The following is a 22,452-nucleotide window of genomic DNA, read 5'->3' on the forward strand; positions in this document are numbered from 1 at the left end:
TTTGCGGATAAATGAAAGCGAAAAGAGAAACAATGGTACCGCAAACTTACCTGACGATAACCGTAAAATAAACGTTACACACCATCTGCAAACCCTTTCACCTTAGTATTAGAAAGGACTTTAAATGTAAACTTATCATTGCATGTGGTGTTATGCCAGCTTTACTTTTGTACAAAAGTTATTTTTTGTTCGCAGTCTGGCGTAAACAGTAACACATTTCCGCACAGCTTTACGCAGCCACATATTTACAACATCCGTGCTTCGGAGCGAATCTGAGGCTAATCAATCAGTATGACAGAGGTATGTAGTATGCAATCTGAAGAGCAACGCCTTATCGATGGACTGTTTTCCCGGTTAAAAGAGGCCGAGAGCCGCAGCGCATCGCGCGATTCCAGCGCCGAGGAGCGGATTGCCGGGCACATTAAAGAACAACCGTTCGCCCCTTACTATATGGCGCAAACGATTCTGATTCAGGAAGCGGCAATCAAGCAGCTCAACGAGCGGATCCAGGCGCTGGAAAGTCAGGTCAGCCAGCTGCAGGCCGCGAAGCCGAGCAGCGGTGGCTTTCTCTCTGGTCTGTTTGGCGGCGGTCAGTCTCGCGGTTCCGCTCCCATTCCTGGGGCCGAGCAGTATGGTCGCCCTCAGGCCAGCGTCCAGCCTCAGTATGCTCCGCAGACGCAACAGCAGAGCTATGCGCCTCAGGGCGCCCGCAGCGGCGGCGGTTTTATGGCCGGTGCGCTGCAAACGGCGGCGGGCGTTGCGGGCGGGGTGGTGCTGGGAAACATGCTCACCAATATGTTTAGCGGCTCGCATCCGCAGGAGATCGTTAATATCATCGAAGAGAAACCGCAGCCGGATCTCAGCCAGGCGCAGGACAATAGCGTCGCTGACGATACCTTCCGCCAGGATGACAGTCAGTTCCTTGCCGACAACAACGACTATGATGCCGACTTCGACGCCGGTTTTGGCAACGATGATTTCGGCAGCGACGACGACAGCTGGGTTTAACCCTGCTGGCGCTTGACGTCCAGCAGCCATTTCTCCAGCGCGGCGGCAAACTGCTGTCGATCGCGCTGGGATAAGCTATCCGGGCCGCCGGTCTGCACGCCGCTGGCCCGCATCGTTTCCATAAAATCGCGCATCGTGAGGCGTTCGCGTATCGTCGCCTCACTGTAGCGTTCGCCGCGCGGGTTCAGCGCCGCCCCACCCTTCGCCAGCACTTCCGCCGCCAGCGGGATATCGGCGGTAATCACCAGATCCCCCGGTTCACATAAACGTACGATTTCGTTATCCGCCACGTCAAAACCCTGCGCCACGCGCAGCGTGCGAATAAAGCGCGACGGCGGGACGCGCAGCGGCTGGTTAGCGACCAGCGTCAGCGAGATTTGCGTACGCTCGGCGGCGCGGAACAAAATATCTTTAATGACGTTCGGACACGCGTCCGCATCAACCCAAATAGCCATTGCGGCTCCTGTCGATGAAAAAGAGATAACGTATTGTCGCCTGCTTTGGCCTTCCGCGAAAGCAACAAGATGATAAGCTATGTCGCTAACGATAAAACAAACAAGGGGATTGGTGATGGAGAAGAAAATCGGCTTTATCGGCTGCGGCAACATGGGCAAGGCCATTCTCGGCGGCCTGATCGCCAGCGGACAGGTTCAGCCGGGACAAATCTGGGTCTACACCCCGTCGCCGGATAAAGTGGCGGCCCTGCACGACCAGTACGGCATAAATGCGGCGCAAAGCGCGCAGGAAGTGGCTCAGGTAGCGGATATTATCTTTGGCGCCGTTAAGCCGGGCGTGATGGTGAAAGTTCTCAGCGACGTTGCCTCCAGCCTGAATAAAGACTCTCTGGTGGTTTCCATTGCCGCTGGCGTCACCCTCGACCAGCTGGCGCGCGCTCTGGGCCACGATCGTAAAATAGTCCGCGCGATGCCCAATACGCCTTCGCTGGTTAATGCGGGCATGACGTCGGTTACGCCAAACGCGCTGGTTAGCGCCGAAGAGACCGCGGATATCCTGACCATCTTCCGTTGCTTTGGCCAGGCGGAAATTATTGCTGAGCCGATGATCCACCCGGTGGTAGGCGTCAGCGGCTCCGCGCCGGCTTACGTCTTTATGTTTATCGAAGCAATGGCTGATGCCGCCGTACTCGGCGGAATGCCGCGCGCTCAGGCATATAAATTCGCAGCCCAGGCGGTGATGGGCTCGGCCAAAATGGTGCTCGAAAGCGGGGAACATCCGGGCGCGCTGAAGGATATGGTGTGCTCGCCGGGCGGCACGACGATCGAGGCCGTGCGCGTGCTGGAAGAGAAGGGTTTCCGTTCCGCCGTTATCGAAGCCATGGCGAAATGCATGGAAAAATCAGAGCAGCTGAGCCGTTCCTGATATCCACATCGGACAGCGGGTGGGGTATCCCTCACCCGCTCATTTTCTACACCTGTTTTTTCAGGCACGCGCTCATAAATTTGCTGCGATCGTCACCTTTCAGCGACTGCTGGGTCGCCTGACCGTTGCACTCGCGCATTTTTAGCTGCTGAGGCGTTAACCCCTTACCGTCCTGGGCCGCGCCCTCTTTCTTCAGGCAGCTGCTCATAAACGTTTTACGCTCATCCCCTTTTAGCGACTTCGCTGATGCTTCTTTATTGCAGACGCTCATCTTTTGCTGCTGGGGGGTCAACTCTTTTTCCGAGGCACCCACCGCTGTCATAAATACCAGGCCAAAAAGTAGGGTCACAAGTAATGTTATTTTCATCGCACCATCCTCTATGAGTGGAACACTGTAAGTCTGGTCGCTGATGGAGAAAAAACCAGCCGGTAACGAAAATTCATCACCGGCGTCCGGTTATTTCAGATTAAGTGCGGCTTTCATGGTGTAAAACAGGTCGGTCTGATCGGTTAAGCCCACCACGTTAGCCGCATGCGGGCCATAGGCGGCGATACGCAGCTGAGTACCGGTATGCTCCATCGACTCTTCTTCAGAGTTGCCGTAGCTCATCACCATCACCGAGCCATCTTTGGTGTTCAGCGCCTGCGTCAGGCCCGGCGCTTTGGTATCGGCGGGGATAATCTGGCTGGCGTGAGCGTGGTCGGCGGTGACGATAACCAGGGTGTTGCCCTCTTTTTTGGCAAATTCCAGCGCCTTCTGTACCGCTTCATCCAGATCGACGGTCTCGCCAATCTGGCCGCACGGATTCGCCGCATGATCCTGTTTATCGATGGAAGCGCCTTCCACCTGCAGGAAGAAGCCTTTCTCATTGCTGCTCAGCAGATCGATGGCTTTTTCAGTCATCTGCGCCAGCGTCGGCACCGATACATCGCGTTTCGGGTTCGGAGTACAGGTTACTGCCGCCTTATCGATATTACCGTGATAAGACGCCTTTGGGCCTTCCCAACGCACCGGCATATTGCCTTCCGCGAAGAGACCGAGCAGCGGTTTATCCTGATTTGCCTGGCTAATAGCGGCCAATGAGCTGGCATCGGTAACGATCTGGTAGCCGCGGGCCACCGCCTGCTCGTGCAGCGTTTTGCCCTGCCATTCGCCGGCCGTCGCGCTTTCAGCGAAGGTTTTCGCTCCGCCGCCCAGCGTCACGTCGGGACGCGCGTTCAGCAGCTGTTCGGTAATGGAACCTTTCCCGCCCTTTTCCAGCGCATTGCTGGCGCATTTTTCGCTGGTCACGCTCGGGCCGTAGCATTTACGCGAAGTGACGTGCGCCACCAGCGCAGCCGGCGTCGCGTCCTGCAGTTCCGCCGTTGAGACGTTACCGGTGGCTAAACCCGCCGCTTTCGCCAGTTCAAGGATAGTCTGATGATCTTTTTCATGGATATCGACGCCCAGCGCGCCGTTATAGCTTTTTACGCCGGTGGTCCATGCGGTAGCGGAAGCGGCGGAGTCGGTCACATAATTCGGCTTGCCGGTTTTCTTATCCAGCGAATAGTGGGTGTACTGGCCAGTCAGCGGCAGCGCGTCAATCCCTTTAAAAAATCCGCCCGCCCCTTCTGCATAATTTCGCGCGGCGGTAATTTCAGAATCCCCCATCCCGTCGCCAATCAGCAAAATAATATTTTTAGCCGGTTTATTGATTAACGAAGCGCGCAGCGCCTCGGTCCTATCGCCGCTTAAACGACGCGCGCCGCCCGGCGTGGTGATATCGCCTTGGGCGGCGCGATTTTCCAGAACCGGTGCGGTTGTTGTTTCTGCGTGAATAATCGGGGAGCCCAGCAGAGGTAGCAGGGCAATAAACAGGGCGCTTAATTTCACTTTTATCGTCTCCATGTAAAAAATACTTTAAAAAACAAAACGAGGGAGACTGTATAAAAGCGATGTGACAGTAAAATGACAGCATCCATACCTTGTCACGAAACTAACTACGAGGATGCCGTAACAGCTTTTTTATATATTGCTGCAGTAGCTGGGTATCGCGGTCATCGACCAGCGGGCCGGGGCTGGCCTCGTCGATCGCCTGCTCGATATCGCTGATGAGCGCCTGCTGGGCGTCCTGCGCCATATGGCGCAGCAGAGCAGTGACCACCACTTCCAGCGCCTCGACCTGGGCCGTCAGTTCCTTCGATTCTTCTTCCTTTTGGGCGAGTTTTACCAGTAGCTCAGCAATGAGATTCTTCACAGCGCTTTATCCTTATGCGAGGTCCGTAGTCTGCTATTTATGTCATACATTAGCCGTCGGTTGCCACAATTATTTTTTTAAAATGAATCGGCTCATCCATGAATAACAAGCGAAACGTTTTGCTCTTTACACCCCGCCATCCAGGAAATGACTCAATGACGGATTAATAAGCGACATAACCAAATTTAACAAATAAGAATAAAATGGAATATCGCTATTCTATCGATAACTATAACGTATCGCCATAATATATCTGGTAGGCCAGATTAACGCTGTCCGGCGCGTCTTTTCCGGCCAGACGTGCAATAAGTATTTCGCTCGCAGTTTTACCGATTTCATAACGTGGGGTAATGACGCTGGCGATTTTTTGCAGCCGGGCGCGGCCAATTTCCAGCCCGTGAAAACCGGCAATCGCCATCTCCTGCGGGACGGTTTTTCCCTGAGCCTGGCACTCCAGCAGCACGCCTACCGCCAGATCGTCGTTGGTACAAAAGATTGCATCGATATCCGGCCGCACCTGCTGCATTTGCAGAAACATCTGCCGGCCAAGCGCAACCGAGGAGATGGTGCGCGGCGCCATATGATAGGGCTTCAAACCGTGGGCCGCCAGCGCCAGTTCGGTTCCGTGAAAGCGGCTTAAATCGCGGGGATCGTCCATTGAACCAAAAAAGGCGATCGCCCGTTTACCGCTCTCAAGAAAGGCGTTCGTCATGTCCCACGCCGCCTTTTCGTTATCGAAACCTACCTGGATATCCAGTTGCTGACCGCCAAAATCCATCAGTTCAGCAACAGGAATACCGCTGGCGCGGACGTATTGCACCATGCGATCGCTATGCTGTTTTCCGGTCAAAATCAGCCCGTCAATGTTATAAGAGAGCAGGTTAAGCACCTCGCGCTCTTCACGCTGCGGATCGTATTCGTAGTTGGCAATCAGGGTCTGGTACTGGTGAGCGGAAGTAACGGATTCGATTCCGGCCAGCACATCGGCAAAAATCTGATTGCGAAAAGAGGGAATGAGCACGCCAATCGTTTTGCTGCGAGCATTAAGCAGGATTTCCGGCGCCCGATTAGGAATATAGTTGTTCTCTTCCATGACCTTCGAAATCAGCTCACGGCTGCGCTGGGAAACCTGACCGGGGTCGCGTAAATAACGACTGACCGTCATTTTATTCAACCCCGCCAGGTTGGCGATATCCTGCAATGTCATCCGGTTGTTTTTCATCAGGTTCTCTACGACAAACGACTTATGTCCTTGCAGAGAACCTTACCACAGCAGCGGCGGTTTATGTTAACCGGCGACCTTTTTTGCCGTCACCGAGGAGGTGGCGGGTTGTGGGTTAGCGCGCACGTTGTACATCAGCACGACGGAGGACAACAGCGCGATAGCCATAAAGGTATAGGATACCCCCGGCCCGCCGGTAATACCGTTCAGATACCCCACCAGCCACGCGCCAAGGAAAGCGCCGAGCGCGCCGAAGCTGTTGATCAGGCCCATCGATACCCCGGAGACGTTACGCGGCAACAGTTCAGGAATGAGCGCGAAGAACGGGCCATAGGGCGCGTACATGCACGCCGCGGCAATCACCAGCAGCAGGTAAGAGAGCCAGAACGCCTGGTTGCCCACCATCCACGAACCAAAGAAAGCGATAGCGGCAATCAGTAATAATGGCCAAATAAACAGCTTTCGATTCTGAAACTTATCCGACAGCCAGGAAACCGTCAGCATCAGGATGATTGCCGCCAGGTACGGCACCGCCGCCAGCCAGCCCACCGCCACGATATCCATCTGCGCGGCGTTTTTCAGAATTGACGGCATCCACATCATGAAGCCGTACACACCGATGCTCCACAGCGCATGGACCGCGCAGAGCATAATGACATTGCGCGAGCGCAGCGCTTCACCGTAGTTGCGCACTGGCTTGATATGACTCTGCTCGCTGTCCATCACCTTCTGCAGGGTCTCTTTTTCCTGCTCATTCAGCCAGGAAACCTCGGACGGTTTATCGCGCACCAGAATCCACCAGCATACCGCCCACAGCACCGCCGGAATGCCTTCGATAATAAACATCTCGCGCCAGCCCCACGCCTGAATGAGGTAGCCCGAAACGATCGACATCCACAGCACCGTCACCGGATTTCCGAGGATCAGGAAAGTATTGGCGCGTGAACGTTCGGTTTTGGTAAACCAGTTACTGATATAAATCAGCATTGCCGGCATCACCGCCGCCTCGACCACGCCCAGCGTAAAGCGAATCGCCATCAGCATCGGAATATTGCTGACGAACCCGGTCGCCGCCGCGCAAAATCCCCATAAAATAAGACTGAAGAAAATCATTTTTCGCACGCTGCGTTTTACCGCATATATCGCACCGGGCACCTGGAAAAAGAAATAGCCGAGAAAAAATAGTGCGCCAATAAGCGATGCCGTTCCTTTCGTAATCCCTAAATCACTTTCAATTCCCGCCGCAGCGGCAAAACCATAATTTGCGCGGTCAAGGTAGGCCAGACTATAGGTAATAAATATAATCGGCATTAAATACCACCAGCGACGCACGGGTAATTTCGCGAGCATTTGCATAAGCCATCCTCAGGTGTTGAATACCATCACACGGGTTTAATAATCCGTCCTTCAGGCAGTGCGTGCGCGCATGCGGTTCGAAGGACGTGAAGTGATTCAGACGGCGGCAAGCATCCCGCCATCCACGAATAACAAATGACCGTTAACAAAGTTTGCCGCTGAAGAAGCCAGATACACCGCGGCGCCAATCAATTCTTCCGGTTTGCCCCAGCGTGCCGCCGGGGTGCGCTGATACAGCCAGGCGGAAAACGCCTCATCGTTGACCAGGGCGGTGGTCATCTCGGTGGCAAAATATCCCGGTGCGATACCGTTAACCTGAATATTGTATTCCGCCAGCTCAACGCACATGCCGCGGGTCAGCATTTTAACTGCCCCTTTCGAGGCCGCATAAGGCGTAATGGTTTTACGCCCCAGCTCGCTCTGCATTGAGCAAATATTAATTATCTTCCCGGCGCGGCGGCCGATCATATATTTCGCCACCTGCTGCGAAACCAGGAAAACGCCCTTCTGGTTGACCTCAATAACGTTATCCCACTCCTCCTCCGGAAACTCGGTAAAAGGGAAACGTCGTTGAATCCCGGCGTTATTAATTAAAATATCAATGGCGCCGACCTCCGCTTCGATGCGGGCTATCGCCTGCTCGACCTGCGTCGCCTGAGTGACATCAAATGCGTACCCTACCGCGCGGAAGCCCTGCGCCACCAGCGCCTGCGCCGCCTGGTCCGCGCGGGCCTGAGTCCGATCGTTGATGATGATTTCTGCCCCATACTCCGCAAGGCCGCCGGCCAGCAAATTGCCTATCCCCTGAGCAGACCCGGTGATCAGCGCGCGCTTCCCTGTCAAATCGAATAAATTTCGCATAAAACCTCTTTTTTAGATAACTGTTACGCGTAACTGTATACGCGTAACAGTTAATAATAGAAGAGGATGAGAGGAGAAAATGATCGTTTTGTGATCGGTAATACATTTGAAGCTGAAGGCGGTCGGCGACCGGCATTGACGCTGTGATGTCAATACCGGCGAAGGAGAAGAGAAGGGATTAAGCCGTTGTACGACGGCTGCGACGCAGCATGATGGCCAGCTGCCAGATATTGATCAGGACAATAACCGCCGTCGCGATAAACACCCAGCGGAAGCCGGCCATGGCCGAGACCGATGCGCCGATTAACGGACCGGCTACGTTGCCAAGATACATAAACGACTGGTTATAACCAAAAATCCGCCCGGTCACGCTGTCGCTGCAGTATTTCAGCAGAAGCGTTTGCACCGCCGGCAGCATTGCCCCATCGGCAAAACCGAGCAGAAAACGCAGCACACCAAGCTGGAATGGGGTTGTGACGAACGACATGGCAAAGAACATCACCACCGCGCAGCATAGCGTCGCCAGCAGGATCCGCGAGGTGCCGATCCTGTCGCCCAGTTTCCCCAGACGGGGAGCCGAAATCAGCGCCGACACGCCCGGTACGGCGGCGATCATGCCGGCAAGAAAGGCGATGTTATTGCTATCCGGCGCCATCGACTTAATAAAGAGCGCCAGAATCGGGCCAATTGAACCATTGCACAGTTGGATCACCAGGGTGGTGAAAAACAGGCTGATTACCAGACCCGGATAAGGCAGCGAGGCAAACACCGCCTTACCGCTCAGCCGCTCCGCCTTACTCATCTGCGGGCGGACGCCCTCTTTGATCAGAAACAGCGTCACCAGGAAACTCACGGTCAGTAAAACAGCAGTGATGATAAAGACCGCGCGCAAACCGACATGGTCAGCCAGGAAACCGCCGAGCAGCGGCCCACCGATCACGCCGCTGATTTGCGCCGTTGAAAGTGTACTCAGCGCCCAGCCGCTACGCTCGCGCGGAACCTGAGACGCCACCAGCGCCATAGCGTTAGGAATATAGCCGGAGGTCAGCCCCATCACCGCACGCAGGATAAACAGTTGCCAGACGTTGGTGGCAAAGGCCTGGAGTAAAATGGCGATGGCCATCCCCAGCGAGGCGCGCAGCAGCATTAGCTTGCGCCCTTTGCGGTCGGCCAGGCTGCCCCACATCGGCGAGACGATCGCTGACACCAGAAAGGTGACGCTGAAGGTCAGCCCAGACCACATGGATAACGCTTCGTGCGAGGTTACGCCGAGTTGAGAAACGTACAGCGGCAAAAAGGGGAGAATTTGGCTGATAGCCAGTCCGGTAAAAAAACAGCCAAACCAGACGGAGATAAGATTAACCTTCCAGGATTCCATAACTACGCGTATTCATTAATTTTTTGGCAATTATTACCTAGCTTAGCAATTTCCCCGATCCGCCGTACTACCAGAGATGCGCCAGAGGTGAGTTTAGTGTTTTATGACACCATATAGCCCTGTTGTGAATGATTTCGTGGTGAAAATCGTGGTGTACAGTGAGTTATGCTTAGAAACAGAAACCCTGGCCGCGCATCCCGAAGTGAAAATGGTTGGTATGGGCCGCGTTATAGTCCGGCCCTAAAGCGTTGCCGTAATAGCGGCAACCGCCGGCCAGTAACGCCTGCAGCCAGGGGTGATACTGCGCATCGGGCCACCCTTTCAGCACGCTGACGCGTCGGCCATCGGACAGACGAAAGCCGCTGACATCCAGCGCCTCCGCGGTAGCGTGCTCACTGCGCCGCGCGTTCTGGCGATGGTAAATATTACGGCAGGCATAGCTGCCAAAATGGTCAATCTGGCGGAGCTCTTGCCCCAGCATCCGGCGAGTCAACGGTTTCGCCTGCTGTTGCAGATATAGCGCGCTGCTCAACGCCAGCGGACAACTGGCAAGAAAGCTGCTGCTGAGCTTCACCGTGCCAAAATCACGCACCCGAACCACATTCTGCAGAGGACACGCTCCTCCGCTATCGGCCACCGGCTGGCTGGAAATGAGCTTCCGCCGGTTGGCCTCCTCAAGCAGGCCAGCGCACTCGGCGGGCGTTAATCGCCGCAGTTTATAGTGGCTGAGGAGTCCCGGGGGGTCTTCCAGGCGCAGCGGCGCGAATGGATTGTACTGTGCGGGAAGATAACGATAGCCGTAATATCCGGCCGCCAGCAGCGCCAACAGAACGATAAGACCTTTTCCTTTCACGCGCCGCCTCCCAATGCTTTACCCGGTGAATATTATGGCAGCCAGGGGGCTCTTTCACATGCTATGTTATGCCCTTTGATGTAATCATGATGGAAGTTGAAATGGCTAAGATGAGGGTTGGGATCGTTTTCGGCGGTAAGTCGGCAGAACATGAAGTGTCGCTTCAGTCAGCGAAAAATATCGTGGAAGCGATCGATAAAACGCGCTTCGACGTAGTTTTGCTGGGGATTGATAAGCAGGGGCAATGGCATATTAACGACGCCAGTAACTATCTGCTCAATCCGCAGGATCCTGCCCATATTGCCCTGCGCCCGTCCGATATTACGCTGGCGCAGATTCCCGGACGCGAGGCGCAGCAGCTGATTAACGCCGATAGCGGCCAGCCGCTGGCGGCCATCGACGTCATCTTCCCGATCGTTCACGGCACTCTTGGCGAAGATGGTTCTCTGCAGGGCATGCTGCGGATGGCCAACCTGCCCTTCGTCGGCTCCGACGTCCTCGGCTCCGCCGCCTGCATGGACAAAGACGTCACCAAACGTCTGCTGCGCGATGCCGGGCTGTCGATTGCCCCTTTTATTACCCTGACCCGCGCTAACAGGAATCAGGTAAGCTTTGCCGAGGTGCAGGCGAAGCTGGGCCTGCCGCTGTTTGTTAAACCGGCGAACCAGGGCTCCTCGGTGGGCGTCAGCAAGGTCAACAGCGAAGAACAGTATCAGCAGGCCGTCGCCCTGGCCTTCGAATTTGACCATAAAGTGGTGGTTGAACAGGGGATTAAAGGGCGTGAGATCGAGTGCGCGGTATTGGGCAACGATAATCCCGAGGCCAGCACCTGCGGTGAAATCGTCCTCAACAGCGAATTCTACGCCTATGACACCAAGTACATTGACGATCAGGGCGCGAAAGTGGTGGTTCCGGCGGCCATCGACAGCGATGTAAACGATAAAATTCGCGAGATCGCCGTTCGTGCCTATCAGACCCTCGGCTGCAGCGGCATGGCGCGCGTCGATGTGTTCCTGACCGCCGATAACGACGTGGTGATTAACGAAATCAATACGCTGCCGGGTTTCACCAACATCAGCATGTATCCGAAGCTATGGCAGGCCAGCGGCCTGGATTACACCAGCCTGATTAGCCGCCTGATTGAACTGGCGCTGGAGCGTCACGCCGCCGATCGGGCGCTGAAAACATCGATGAATTAATCAAGGTATCGCCCGGTGGCGGCTGGTGCCTTACCGGGCCGGTAGCCCGGACAGATGCGCAGCATCGCCTCCGGGAATCCACATCCAACACGGCTTCAGGTTATCTCCCCGGGGGCGGCGCAAGCGCCTGCCCGGGCTACGGGTTCACCGCCTCCGCCTTACGCTTCCTCTGCCGGGCGGCGGCGAATAATAAAACCGGCGATCCAGAAGCTAATCACCCACGTCACCAGCCCAACCGCGTAAGAACGCCAGCCTTCGGTTTCATACCCCAACAGCCCGACTACGCCATTCATAATAAAAATTAACCCCAGGGCAACCGCATAGTAGTGCCAGTCGCGGCGGATTTTTTCAGTGAGTTTCATAACCACTCCGACAACAAAAAAAGCATCTTCGCATAGCCATCACCGCCGGTCTGCAGCCGCGTGGAGAATTGTCGCACATTGCGATAGCGGTCTAAATTTCACAAATTTGTAGCAAACTCACAAGCCGATGAAATCAGGAATATTCCTGGGCGGAAATTACCAGCAATCTGATACTGGAATCCCCCCGGGGTTGCTAGAATGACTCGTATGTAGCCGAAGTAAAAAATCGGCAAGAAAGCGAAGTCCGGAGGTCAATATGGCTGAGTTCACCTTTGCAAAGACCGTCAACGGCGGCAAAAAGAGGAGCGCTATTACCAGCAGCAACATCGCCTATGCTCTGTTTGTGCTGTTTTGCTTCTGGGCCGGCGCGCAAATGCTGAGCATGCTAATCCACGCGCCGGGCGTTCTTGAGCACTTGATTCAGATGCAGGACAGTAGCCGCCCCCGGGTCGAAATTGGCCTGCTGGTCGGCACCCTGTTTGGCCTGATTCCCTTCGTGGCGGCCAGCCTGTTAATTGGCATATCAGGGCTGATTTTTCGCTGGCGCAGCCGCCGTTAGCGGCGCGCCATACAGCTGGCCCGTCGGTCGTCAACGCGTTTGGCAAACCAGGCGGTGGTCAGATTACGGGTGATTTTGGGGCTCTCAAGCTGTATACCCGGCAGGACTTCCCGCGGAAGCGTTTTACCGGCTTTCTTATCGGCGATGCGAAATACCTGTTTATAAAGATCGCTCTCTTCAAACGCCAGCGTGTCGCCTTTCTTTAACTGACGATGGATCTCGTCGTCGCTCATCGCCAGCTGGGAGGATAAGCGGCGCACCGCCAGTTCGGTGGTTCCCGCCTCGTCGCTGTCGTAGCGAATTAAGTCGCCATCCAGCGCCAGCTTCACGCCCGTTGCTTTAGAGACGGCATTCTGGAAGGCGGCATTGCGGCTGGCGTACCATCCGGCGTTAAAATCAGCAAAACGGTACAGCGGTACGCTGTAGTTCGCCGGATAGTTCAGCAGATGATAGGTGCCAAACCACAGACCGCCGCGCAGGCTGAACACCTCCTGGCGCACGGTACCGTCGATTTTCCACGGATAGCCGTCGGTGTGCTGCTCGGCGAAAGCAATGCTGACCTGCATCGGGCCGCCGGTATGTACCGGGTTCAACGAGCCGAACAGCTTCTGTCCCATCGGCACCATGCCGATAAAATCATCGAAAATCGCGCTCAGCTGCTTTTCGGTTTTCACGCTATCCAGACGTTCGCTATAGCTTTTGCCGTTGGGTGATTTGATTTTCAGCGCGGTATGTACCAGAAAAACCGGGATGTGCATTTTTTCCGCCCGGCGGTCTATCTCCTGCCAGGCGATTTTATTCAGCCCCGGCACCGCCGGGTCAGATTGATAGTTGGATTCCTGCTGCGCCACCGCCAGCACCGAACAGACGTTCTCTTCCGTCGGCGCCAGCTTCTGACTGGCAAAGGTTTTGGCGATGGCCTGCGCCCAGGCTTCGCGATCCTTCACGCTGGCGGGCATTTTCTGCCGCACTACCGCGGCGACATCAATCGCCTTTTCGCCCTTTTTCAGCTCCGGCTCCGGTTTGCTGGAGCAGGCGCTGAGGACAATCCCTGCCAGTAGCGTCAGGGTGAGAGAAGTGATTCTGGATTGCGCTACCGGCATGGTTCATCCTTGCGTTGATTAACTTAATGTTTGCGTCACGGTCTGCAGCTCTTTGCCATCCAGCTCGCGCTCGAAGCTGCGCAGACGTTTGTAGATAGACATCAGCTCAACCAGTGTAGTCCATGAGCTGATCAGGTACTGGAACGAACCGCGAACCTGGCCAAAGACGTTGGTTATCTGAGTCATCAGGCCCAGCGTAATCGTACCGGCAACAATCGACGGAAACAGCAGGAACAAACCGAAAACGTTATCCACCTGCAGATAAAGAATACGGGCGATATTGAAATACATATAGTGGAAATAGAGGCGGAAATAGTTGCGGCGCACGGCGCCAAAGAGTTCACGCACCGTCGGCGGCGTCGCGCGGTTAGCGTCATCTTCGCCGTAAACCAGCTCTTTACGATAGGCGGCCTCAACGCGCTGGTTTTTGAACTCCAGGCCGGGCAGCTTGATCCCAACGACCGCCAGCAGGCCGGTACCCATTAACGACCAGACGATGGCGGCAATCACCAGGCCATAAGGCAGATGACCGACAATCGGTAAATCCGGGACGTGCGCGGAGAGCGTTACCAGCACCGGCAGGAAGGCGATAAGGGTCATCACCGCGTTAAGGAAGCTGACGCCCATGCTCTCCAGCGTGGAAGCAAAGCGCATGGTATCTTCCTGCACGCGCTGCGCGGCGCCTTCGATATGGCGCAAATGCTGCCAGTGCGCCATATAGTGTTCGTTCATCGCGGTACGCCAGCGGAAGACGTAGTGGCTGACGAAGAAGTTGTTCATCACGCCGATCACCACCGCGATTAGCGCAATGCCGAGGAAGATGCCAATTTCATGATAGAACTGGTTAATGCTGACCTTGTGCGGCGTTGCCAGCGCGGCCTGGATAAGATCGTAGAACGGAGCATACCAGGCGTTAATGGCCACCCCAACCTCGACCAGAAACCAGGTAACGAAAATAATCAGCGAGGTACCGAGGATCGACCAGTACTGCCAGCGGTGCGGGCTGTAAATAAACCAGAAAAGGGCGAAAACGCCCACGCAGAATATGTAGAAGGCGTAGAACACCAGGTAGTTGAGGGACCAGAAGCGCGCCGCGCTAATCGCCACATCCTGCGATGCGCCGGTGACCCGCAGCAGCCAGTCGCCGCCGCCCGCCTGCCAAAAGATCACCGCCAGCAGCGACCAGATAAAGGCAGAAATAAAAAACGGCCCCGGTTTGGGGAAAAAGGATTTAAACATCTTGCTCTCCTGCTAACTTCTTTTTCGTTTTGCTGTGCTGTGTACCACAAAAGCGCCCGCCGCAAAGCCGTCGCAGCGAAGCAAAGTGGGCGGATGATGAGACCGGATATCAGCAGCTTAGTTCGCCTGCCATCCGCTAAGAATTGTTTCTGTCGGTTTCACCTGTAAAGGATTGCCGGGAACGGTCAGTGAACGCCACACATCGTTGTAGTGGGCGATCAGCGTGACGGCCGGCGCCGCTGGACGGTTGGCGGTAGTGTGGGCATCTTCCGCGACGGTAATCGCGTAGCCCCGGCTGGCGCCGTTTTTGATGGTGGTATCCACGCAGTAGTCGGTGGCGCAGCCGCAAATCACAAACTGCGTGATGTGATGTTCGCGCAGTACCTCTTCCAGACGGGTACGGTAAAAGGCGTCGCAGGCGGTCTTAGTCACGTACAGGGAGCCTGCGGGTTGGATCAGCTCGGGGAGCAAAGCAAAACCTTCGCTCCCCTCTTCGAGGCCGCCCGCTTCGCAGTGCTGAATGAAAATTACGGTGTCCGCAGCGTTAATCAGGCGGTTAATTTGCGCCGCGCAGCGCTCGCGCTCAACTCGCGGCGTCGCGAAAACGCCGTTTTGCATATCCACTACCATCACTACCCGTTTCGCCGCCATCTTCTCTTGCCCCCCCTCTTTAGCCAAAACGATCATCATACGCGCCCGCAGGTGAATGCCGCTATCCGAAAGCAAAAAAAGGATTTTTTACGCCAGGTTACGTTTTTCCGCACAGAATCGTGCTATTAGCGCTTTGCACGGCGGCGCTTCGTAGTATAAATACGCTCTATCTTTTTTCTTCATCATGATGGATGCTCCCGTTGAAACGTAGTCTGCTCATTTTTGCTGCGCTGTGCGCGGCGTCGTTGACATCGGTCCAGGCCGCACAGCCGAGCGTCGACCCGGAATTCGCCGCTGATGTGGTCGATCGTTACGCTAACCATATCTACTACGGCAGCGGCGCAGTCGGTATGGCGCTGGTGGTTATCGACGGAAACCAGCGCGTATTCCGCAGCTTCGGCGAGACGCGCCCGGGCAATAATGAGCACCCGCAGCTCGATTCGGTGATCCGCATTGCCTCTATCAGCAAATTGATGACCAGTGAAATGCTGGTCAAACTTCTCGATCAGGGCGTGGTTAAGCTCAACGATCCGCTAAGCAAATATGCTCCGCCGGGTGCGCGGGTGCCGACTTACCAGGGGGCGCCTATCACGCTGGTAAATCTGGCGACCCATACCAGTGCCCTGCCGCGCGAGCAGCCCGGCGGCGCGGCGCACCGGCCGGTATTTGTCTGGCCAACTCGCCAGCAGCGCTGGAACTGGTTATCCACCGCAACGCTGAAAACCGCTCCCGGCACCCAGGCCGCCTACTCCAATCTGGCATTCGATTTACTCGCCGATGCGCTCTCTACCGCTGCGGGCAAGCCTTATCCGCAGCTGTTTGAAGAGCAGATCACCCGTCCGCTGGGGATGAAAGACACCACCTTTACGCCTTCGCCGGATCAGTGCCGGCGCCTGATGATTCCCGAGAAAGGAGCCAGCCCGTGCAACAATACGCTGGCGGCTATCGGCAGCGGCGGCGTCTATTCCACGCCGGGCGATATGATGCGCTGGATGCAGCAGTTCCTCTCTTCCGATTTCTTCGCCCGTGGGCAGCAGGCGGACCGGATGCAAACGCTGATTTATCAACGCAGCCAGCTGACGAAGGTGATCGGTATGGACGTGCCGGGTAAAGCCGATGCGCTGGGCCTCGGCTGGGTCTACATGAAGCCGAAAAACGGCCAGCCGGGCATTATTCAGAAGACCGGCGGCGGCGGCGGCTTTATTACCTACATGGCGATGAACCCGCAGGCCAACGTCGGCGCCTTCGTGGTGGTCACCCGTTCTTCATTGACGCGTTTCAACAACATGAGCGACGGGATCAACGAGCTGGTCAGTGAATTAAGCGGCGTCCGCACCGGGATTGAGACCGCCAGCCAGTAACCTGTGGGGATGTTTTGCCGACGATTGATAAGGATCGTTTTGGCGAAACATCCCGCCGCCAATTGAGGTAAACTCACTTTTTTCATTTCACAAAATCAGGCAAACCATGACAGATTTAATCACTCGCCCACGCCGCCTGCGCAAGTCCGCTTCGCTACGTGCCATGTTTGAAGAGACAACACTGAGTTTGAACGACCTGGTGTTGCCGATCTTTGTTGAAGAAGAAATCGACGATTACACGGCCATTGAAGCCATGCCCGGCGTGATGCGTATTCCGGAAAAACACCTGGCGCGCGAAATCGAGCGCATTGCCAACGCCGGCATCCGTTCGGTGATGACCTTCGGCATTTCCCATCATACCGATGCCGTTGGCAGCGATACCTGGAACGAAAACGGCCTGGTGGCGCGCATGTCCCGCATCTGTAAAGAGGCGGTGCCGGAGATGATCGTCATGTCCGACACCTGTTTCTGCGAATACACCTCCCACGGCCACTGCGGCGTGCTGTGCGATCACGGCGTGGATAACGACAAAACTCTTGAGAATCTCGGCAAGCAGGCGGTGGTCGCCGCTGCCGCAGGCGCGGATTTTATCGCGCCTTCCGCCGCGATGGATGGCCAGGTGCAGGCTATTCGCCAGGCGCTGGACGCCGCCGGATTTACCGATACGGCGATTATGTCCTACTCCACCAAATTCGCTTCATCGTTCTATGGCCCGTTCCGCGAAGCCGCGGGTACCGCGCTGAAAGGCGATCGTAAAACCTATCAGATGAGCCCGATGAATCGCCGCGAAGCGATTCGTGAATCGCTGCTGGACGAAGCCCAGGGCGCCGACTGCCTGATGGTCAAACCGGCCGGTCCCTATCTTGATATCCTGCGCGATCTGCGCGAGCGCACCAACCTGCCGATCGGCGCGTACCAGGTGAGCGGTGAATACGCGATGATTAAGTTCGCCGCCCAGGCTGGCGCTATCGATGAAGAGAAAGTGGTGCTGGAAAGTCTCGGCGCAATCAAGCGCGCCGGCGCGGATCTGATCTTCAGCTATTTCGCCCTCGATCTGGCCGAAAAGAAAATCCTGCGTTAATTCGGCTATTACTGCCTCCCCGGTGGCGCTGCTGCAATATCGGGCTACCAACCCACAGCTATCTGTGGGTTGGTAGCCCGGACAGGCGCAACGCGCCGCCTCCGGGAAAAGGCTTTTATGCCGATTTTTGCGCGTCCAGATGTACCCCAATATAGCGCTGATAGCGGTTGGCCTTCAGATAGGTCAAATCTACCAGCACCAGCCCATCCACGCAGTTGTTGAAATCCGGGTCGCTGCCGAAATCGATAAACTGCACGCCGCCCGGCTCGCAGACTTCCGAGTACTGCTTATACAGCGGCGGGATCGCGCAGCCGAGGTTGCCGAGCAGGGACTTTAGCCGCGCCAGGTCGTCGTTGTAATCATCTCCGCCAAACTGGGCCAGCACATCGGGCAGCGAGGCCGGATAAGGACGCCGCGACTCTGCCAGCGGATGCGTCGCCGGGAACCACAGCCGATAAAAAGCCACCAGCAGATCGCGCGCCGACGGCGGTAGCCCGCCGGAAATCGACACCGGGCCGAACAGATAGCGATAGTGCGGATAGCGCGCCAGATACGCGCCAATGCCGGACCACAGGTAGTCCAGCCCGCGGCGGCCCCAGTAACGCGGCTGGATAAAACTGCGACCCAGCTCAATGCCGTGTTGCAGAATATCGTCCATGCGCGCGTCGTAATGAAACAGGCTGTAGCTGTAGATGCCGTTCAGGCCGCGCTTTTCCAGCTGTATTGCGGTTGGCATAAAACGGTAAGCGCCGACGATCTCAAGATCTTCCTCATCCCACAGAATCAGCTGCAGATAGTCGTCGTCATAAACGTCAACGTCGCGACGTTTGCCGCTGCCTTCCCCCACCGCGCGAAAGGCGATTTCCCGCAGGCGGCCCAGCTCGCGCAGTATCGGCGCATCTTCCTGGCCGCGGCGCTGCCAGAGATAGATGACTTTACCATCCGCTGTGCGTCCCAGCGTTTCAGCCTTCCCCAGCTCGCGCTTGAGCAGGGCGCGGTCTTCGGGACGGGCGATAGCGCTTTCGGTTTTGAATATACCCGGCAGCCCTTTGCCGAGTAGCTCCAGGTGGCGATAGCAGCGCTCGGTCAGTTCCCGAGAAGAGCTTTGCGGATTGAACCAGTTTGACCAGGTTATCTGTTGACCAATATTCACCGGCAGGCTGCTGTTGCGGCGACGGAACATTTGCTGCATCAGCAGCAGTAACGGCAGATTCTCGGACATCAGGGTACTGGCGTAAAACAGCGCGCTGTTGCGCGCGCGGATCCACACTGGCAGCAGCGGGGCGCGGTATTTCGCCGCCAGCTTAATAAATCCGGAGTGCCATTTTTTATCACGAATACCGCGCCGGGTGAGGCGTGAAACTTCGCCGGCCGGGAAGAAAATCAGCACGCCGCCGTTTTGCAACTGCTGGTCCATCTGCTGCAACGCCGCTTTGGCGGTGCGGCCATTGATATTATCGACCGGAATAAACAGCGAGCTCAGCGGTTCAAGGTGAGTCAGCATGCGGTTGGTGACCACTTTGACGTCGCGGCGCACGCGGGACACCGCATAGAGCAGAGCCAGGCCGTCAAGCGTACCGGTGGGGTGGTTGGCGATGATGACCAGCGGACCATGTTCGGGGATTTGTTCGAGATCGTGCGCCGGGATAGCGCAGCGGATATTAAGATGTTCGAGCACCTGTTCGACCGTATCCAGTCCTTTCAGGTGATGATGACGCGCGGCAAACTGCTGAAACTCTTCCTCATGCAGGAGCTTTTTCAGCACCTTTTTCTGCCAGAGCGCTGGCTTTGCCTGAGGCCACAGGTCATCGATGACATTGTCGAGACTAAACATAGCGGCACCTCCTCCGTCCTGCCCAGACAGTAGAAGGCGCAGATGTCGCTCAGATTACAGTTGAGTGAAGATTTGGGATTGGCTGGAGCTGGTAGCCCCGGGCTACACGCGCTACACGCGTACTATGCTGCAGTGCGTTTATCGTAGGTTGTTTCCCGGCTTGTGGCATATTGCGCCTTAGCCGGGCTACGGGTTAACCGCGTTCTGCGGAGCGGTAGCCCGGACAAGGCGCGTTAAGCGCCGCCTCCGGGAAACAGCGCACAATGCAGCGGCCACTTTCCTCCTCGGCTCGCGGCTGACGCCTTAGCCGGGCTATAGAAATTAACCAGCCCGGTAATACGGCTTGTCCCCGAGAATCGTCGCCCGGTGCATAATGCGCCGCTGCGGCAGGTAATCGGCGTTGGCGTAGTGCTGGGTGACGCGGTTATCCCAAATCGCCACGTCGTTCGGCTGCCAGCGCCAGCGCACCTGAAAGTCCGGTTTAGTGACGTGAGCAAACAGGAAGCCGAGCAGCGCCTCGCTCTCTTTCTCCGTGACGTCAACGATGCGGGTGGTAAAGCCCTCATTGACAAACAGCGCCTGTTTACCGGTCACCGGATGGGTACGCACTACCGGATGTAGCAGCGGCGGATTTTTCGCGACCGCCTCCAGCCAGCGCTGATGCTCCTCTTCGCTTTTACGATATTTATACTCCTGAAACGATTTGCGGAAATCATGCTCCGCGTGCAGGCCGCTTAACAGCTGGCGTAAAGGCCCGGAGAGTGCCTCATAGGCCGCAATGCCGCTGGTCCACAGGGTGTCGCCGCCGGTTGACGGCAGCTCTTTTGCCGCGAGGATCGCCCCGGCGGGCGGCGTCTCAATGAAGGTGACATCGGTGTGCCAGTTATCGTTATCCGGCGGGTTATCGTCGTGGGTATCAAGCACGATAATCTCATCGACGCCGGGCGCATGCGGATAGACCGGATGAATATGCAGGTCGCCAAAGCGCAGGGCGAGATCCCGCTGCTGCTCGGGAGTGATATTCTGCTCGCGCAGGAACACCACCTGATGACGCAGCACCGCGTGATACAGCTGCTCAAACTGGTTGTCGCTCAGCGGGCGGGTAATATCGACGCCGGATACCTGCGCGCCAATATACGGCCCCAGCGGGGTAATGCTTAAACGTTCGCTCATTGTACTTCTCCATGCCAGGGCGTCAGGCGACGCTGCAGCGCGCGCAGCCCCAGTTCCAGTAAAAAGGCGATGATGGCAATCACCGCGATCCCGGCCAGCACCACGTCGGTGGCGAGGAACTCACCGGCGGACTGCACCATAAAACCTAACCCACGGGTGGCGGCAATCAGCTCCGCGGCCACCAGCGTCGACCAACCCACGCCGAGCCCAATTCGCAGGCCGGTGAGGATTTCCGGCAGCGCGCCGGGCAGGATCACCAGCCACAGCACCTGCGCCCGGCTGGCCCCTAAAGATTGCGCGGCGCGAATGCGCACCTGCTGGGCACTCTTTACGCCCGCCAGCGCCGACATCGCCACCGGCGCGAATATCGCCAGGTAGATCAACAGGATCTTCGAGGTCTCGCCGATGCCGAACCAGATCACCATCAGCGGTAAATAGGCCAGCGGCGGCACCGGGCGATAAAGCTCGATCAGCGGGTCGAGGATCCCGCGTACCGTGGGGCTCAACCCCATGGCGATCCCGACCGGCACGCCGAGCAGTACCGCCGCCAGCAGCGCGATAACGATACGCGTCAGGCTCGCCGCCAGGTGCTGCCAGAGGGTGGCGTCCATAAAACCCTGCGGACCGGCAATAGTGATAAGTTTCTGCAATACCTGCCCCGGCGGCGGCAGAAACAGCGGGCTAATCAGCTGCAGGGCGGCAACGGCCCACCAGATAGCCAGCAGTACCGCCAGGGTCGCCGCGCTGAGAGTGAGCTGACGCGAGAACGGCCAGCGCCACTTCAGCCTCCGCTGACGCGGTTTATCATTGATGACCACGCTCATGAGAAAGCCTCCCGTTGTTCAAATACCCGGCTGAGGACGTACTCGCGCTGTTCGATAAACCGCGGGTCCGATTTAATGCTGCGGCAGGATTCGCCGGCCACAAAGCGGCGGCCAAAATCGAGCGGCAGCCGTTCGAGCACCCGGCCCGGCCCCGGCGAAAGCAGTATCAGCTCGGTGGCCATAAACACCGCCTCTTCTATATCGTGGGTGATCAGCAGTACCTTCTTGCCGGTCTCATGCCACAGGCTGAGCAGCAGGGTTTGCATCTGCTCGCGGGTAAAGGCATCCAGCGCACCAAACGGCTCGTCGAGAAGCAGCAGCTGCGGATTGGCCGCCAGCGCGCGGGCAATGCCCACCCGCTGACGCTGGCCGCCGGAAAGCTGCCAGATAAAGCGCTTTTCCGCCCCTTCGAGGCCGACTTTTTTCAGCATCCGCGCGGCGGTTGCCCGGCGCTGCGTTTTGTCGACGCCCGCCAGCTGTAGCCCGAGCGCGACGTTATCCTGCACGTTGCGCCACGGCAGCAGCCCTTCATTCTGAAAGACCACGCCGCGATCGGCTCCCGGCCCTTCAACCCGCCTGCCTTCAAGAGTGATGCTGCCGTGCTGATAAGGCACGAATCCGGCAATCAGGTTCAGCAGCGTGGTTTTACCGCAGCCGGAAGGCCCGAGGACCACCAGCAGTTCACCGCTGTCCAGCGTCAGGTTGATATCCGCCAGCGCTGGTTTACCGCCGTAGTCGGCGGAAAGATGCGAGATTTGCAGCATCATGATC

At 56.9% G+C, this 22,452-nt stretch carries 23 protein-coding genes; 6 read left to right on the forward strand and 17 right to left on the reverse strand.

Translation table 11 applies throughout. From position 1 onward, the window contains the following. The first annotated feature begins 309 nt into the window (after nt 1–309). Nucleotides 310–1,008 carry a DUF2076 domain-containing protein gene (locus HMPREF3178_RS10520; protein ID WP_017146530.1) on the forward strand — a complete coding sequence of 233 codons (699 nt, stop codon included), beginning with the start codon at nt 310–312 and terminating at the stop codon, nt 1,006–1,008. On the opposite strand, the gene HMPREF3178_RS10525 is transcribed toward HMPREF3178_RS10520, so the two are convergent. Beyond that, nucleotides 1,005–1,463, reverse strand: a complete 459-nt coding sequence (locus HMPREF3178_RS10525; protein WP_004099390.1) for a YaiI/YqxD family protein — start codon at nt 1,461–1,463, stop codon at nt 1,005–1,007. The two genes, HMPREF3178_RS10520 and HMPREF3178_RS10525, sit on opposite strands and share 4 nt — an antisense overlap. Nucleotides 1,464–1,578: 115 nt before the next feature. On the opposite strand from HMPREF3178_RS10525, the gene proC reads away from it, so the two are divergent. Beyond that, on the forward strand, nt 1,579–2,388 hold the full coding sequence (gene proC / locus HMPREF3178_RS10530; RefSeq protein ID WP_004099389.1) for a pyrroline-5-carboxylate reductase: 810 nt from the start codon (nt 1,579–1,581) through the stop codon (nt 2,386–2,388). 46 nt (nt 2,389–2,434) lie between these two features. Here the strand turns inward: proC and psiF are convergent, their stop codons facing one another. From psiF to HMPREF3178_RS10570, 8 genes are all read right to left on the reverse strand, one after another. After that, nucleotides 2,435–2,755 (reverse strand): phosphate starvation-inducible protein PsiF, encoded by a 321-nt coding sequence (gene psiF / locus HMPREF3178_RS10535; RefSeq protein WP_017146531.1) that lies wholly within the window; start codon nt 2,753–2,755, stop codon nt 2,435–2,437. Between the two features lie 90 nt (nt 2,756–2,845). Next, nucleotides 2,846–4,276 carry an alkaline phosphatase gene (gene phoA / locus HMPREF3178_RS10540; RefSeq protein WP_029496868.1) on the reverse strand — a complete coding sequence of 477 codons (1,431 nt, stop codon included), beginning with the start codon at nt 4,274–4,276 and terminating at the stop codon, nt 2,846–2,848. Nucleotides 4,277–4,364: 88 nt separating this feature from the next. Continuing rightward, nucleotides 4,365–4,625, reverse strand: a complete 261-nt coding sequence (gene iraP, locus HMPREF3178_RS10545; RefSeq protein WP_004099385.1) for an anti-adapter protein IraP — start codon at nt 4,623–4,625, stop codon at nt 4,365–4,367. A 229-nt stretch (nt 4,626–4,854) separates the two neighbouring features. Continuing rightward, nucleotides 4,855–5,847: a DNA-binding transcriptional regulator IdnR gene (idnR, locus tag HMPREF3178_RS10550; protein WP_004099384.1), complete on the reverse strand. Its 993-nt coding sequence runs from the start codon at nt 5,845–5,847 to the stop codon at nt 4,855–4,857. 66 nt (nt 5,848–5,913) lie between these two features. After that, complete coding sequence (locus tag HMPREF3178_RS10555) at nt 5,914–7,203, reverse strand: MFS transporter (protein WP_004110963.1); 1,290 nt, start codon at nt 7,201–7,203, stop codon at nt 5,914–5,916. Between the two features lie 96 nt (nt 7,204–7,299). Continuing rightward, a complete protein-coding gene (gene idnO, locus HMPREF3178_RS10560; RefSeq protein ID WP_004099382.1) occupies nt 7,300–8,064 on the reverse strand; it encodes a gluconate 5-dehydrogenase in 765 nt (254 codons plus the stop codon). A gap of 178 nt (nt 8,065–8,242) precedes the next feature. Next, nucleotides 8,243–9,442, reverse strand: coding sequence for a multidrug efflux MFS transporter (locus tag HMPREF3178_RS10565; protein ID WP_004099381.1), 1,200 nt, complete (start codon nt 9,440–9,442; stop codon nt 8,243–8,245). Nucleotides 9,443–9,611: 169 nt separating this feature from the next. Continuing rightward, on the reverse strand, nt 9,612–10,295 hold the full coding sequence (locus HMPREF3178_RS10570) for an extensin-like domain-containing protein (protein ID WP_017146533.1): 684 nt from the start codon (nt 10,293–10,295) through the stop codon (nt 9,612–9,614). 101 nt (nt 10,296–10,396) lie between these two features. Here HMPREF3178_RS10570 and ddlA point away from each other — a divergent pair, with 101 nt between their 5' ends. Then, nucleotides 10,397–11,494, forward strand: coding sequence for a D-alanine--D-alanine ligase (gene ddlA / locus HMPREF3178_RS10575; protein ID WP_004110961.1), 1,098 nt, complete (start codon nt 10,397–10,399; stop codon nt 11,492–11,494). 158 nt (nt 11,495–11,652) lie between these two features. Here ddlA and HMPREF3178_RS10580 read toward each other — a convergent pair whose 3' ends face one another. After that, a complete protein-coding gene (locus tag HMPREF3178_RS10580) occupies nt 11,653–11,856 on the reverse strand; it encodes a DUF2754 family protein (RefSeq protein ID WP_004132489.1) in 204 nt (67 codons plus the stop codon). Nucleotides 11,857–12,112: 256 nt separating this feature from the next. Here HMPREF3178_RS10580 and HMPREF3178_RS10585 point away from each other — a divergent pair, with 256 nt between their 5' ends. Next, entirely contained in the window at nt 12,113–12,415 is a 303-nt protein-coding gene (locus tag HMPREF3178_RS10585; protein ID WP_004099375.1) for a DUF2755 family protein, read from the forward strand. Here HMPREF3178_RS10585 and HMPREF3178_RS10590 read toward each other — a convergent pair. The 3 genes from HMPREF3178_RS10590 to HMPREF3178_RS10600 form a co-directional block, all read right to left on the reverse strand. Further along, nucleotides 12,412–13,518, reverse strand: a complete 1,107-nt coding sequence (locus HMPREF3178_RS10590; RefSeq protein ID WP_004099373.1) for a DUF1615 domain-containing protein — start codon at nt 13,516–13,518, stop codon at nt 12,412–12,414. The two genes, HMPREF3178_RS10585 and HMPREF3178_RS10590, sit on opposite strands and share 4 nt — an antisense overlap. 18 nt (nt 13,519–13,536) lie before the next feature. Continuing rightward, a complete protein-coding gene (gene sbmA, locus HMPREF3178_RS10595; RefSeq protein WP_004099371.1) occupies nt 13,537–14,757 on the reverse strand; it encodes a peptide antibiotic transporter SbmA in 1,221 nt (406 codons plus the stop codon). Nucleotides 14,758–14,874: 117 nt separating this feature from the next. After that, nucleotides 14,875–15,387 (reverse strand): isochorismatase family protein, encoded by a 513-nt coding sequence (locus HMPREF3178_RS10600; RefSeq protein ID WP_162098351.1) that lies wholly within the window; start codon nt 15,385–15,387, stop codon nt 14,875–14,877. Between the two features lie 221 nt (nt 15,388–15,608). On the opposite strand from HMPREF3178_RS10600, the gene ampH reads away from it, so the two are divergent. Together ampH and hemB are read left to right on the forward strand one after the other, a co-directional pair. Next, on the forward strand, nt 15,609–16,769 hold the full coding sequence (ampH, locus tag HMPREF3178_RS10605) for a D-alanyl-D-alanine-carboxypeptidase/endopeptidase AmpH (protein WP_016808633.1): 1,161 nt from the start codon (nt 15,609–15,611) through the stop codon (nt 16,767–16,769). 106 nt (nt 16,770–16,875) lie between these two features. Continuing rightward, entirely contained in the window at nt 16,876–17,850 is a 975-nt protein-coding gene (gene hemB / locus HMPREF3178_RS10610; protein ID WP_004099358.1) for a porphobilinogen synthase, read from the forward strand. Between the two features lie 115 nt (nt 17,851–17,965). On the opposite strand, the gene HMPREF3178_RS10615 is transcribed toward hemB, so the two are convergent. The 4 genes from HMPREF3178_RS10615 to tauB form a co-directional block, all read right to left on the reverse strand. Then, a complete protein-coding gene (locus tag HMPREF3178_RS10615) occupies nt 17,966–19,684 on the reverse strand; it encodes a bifunctional ornithine lipid synthase OlsF (RefSeq protein WP_017146535.1) in 1,719 nt (572 codons plus the stop codon). A 321-nt stretch (nt 19,685–20,005) separates the two neighbouring features. After that, on the reverse strand, nt 20,006–20,857 hold the full coding sequence (gene tauD / locus HMPREF3178_RS10620) for a taurine dioxygenase (protein WP_004099353.1): 852 nt from the start codon (nt 20,855–20,857) through the stop codon (nt 20,006–20,008). After that, nucleotides 20,854–21,681, reverse strand: coding sequence for a taurine ABC transporter permease TauC (tauC, locus tag HMPREF3178_RS10625; RefSeq protein WP_004099351.1), 828 nt, complete (start codon nt 21,679–21,681; stop codon nt 20,854–20,856). The genes tauD and tauC overlap by 4 nt, the downstream gene beginning before the upstream one ends. After that, entirely contained in the window at nt 21,678–22,445 is a 768-nt protein-coding gene (tauB, locus tag HMPREF3178_RS10630; protein ID WP_016808629.1) for a taurine ABC transporter ATP-binding subunit, read from the reverse strand. Before tauB ends, tauC begins: the two co-directional genes overlap by 4 nt. Nucleotides 22,446–22,452: the final 7 nt, after the last annotated feature.

The organism is Klebsiella sp. HMSC09D12 (assembly GCF_001808475.1).
GTDB classification, from domain to species: Bacteria; Pseudomonadota; Gammaproteobacteria; order Enterobacterales; family Enterobacteriaceae; genus Klebsiella; species Klebsiella oxytoca.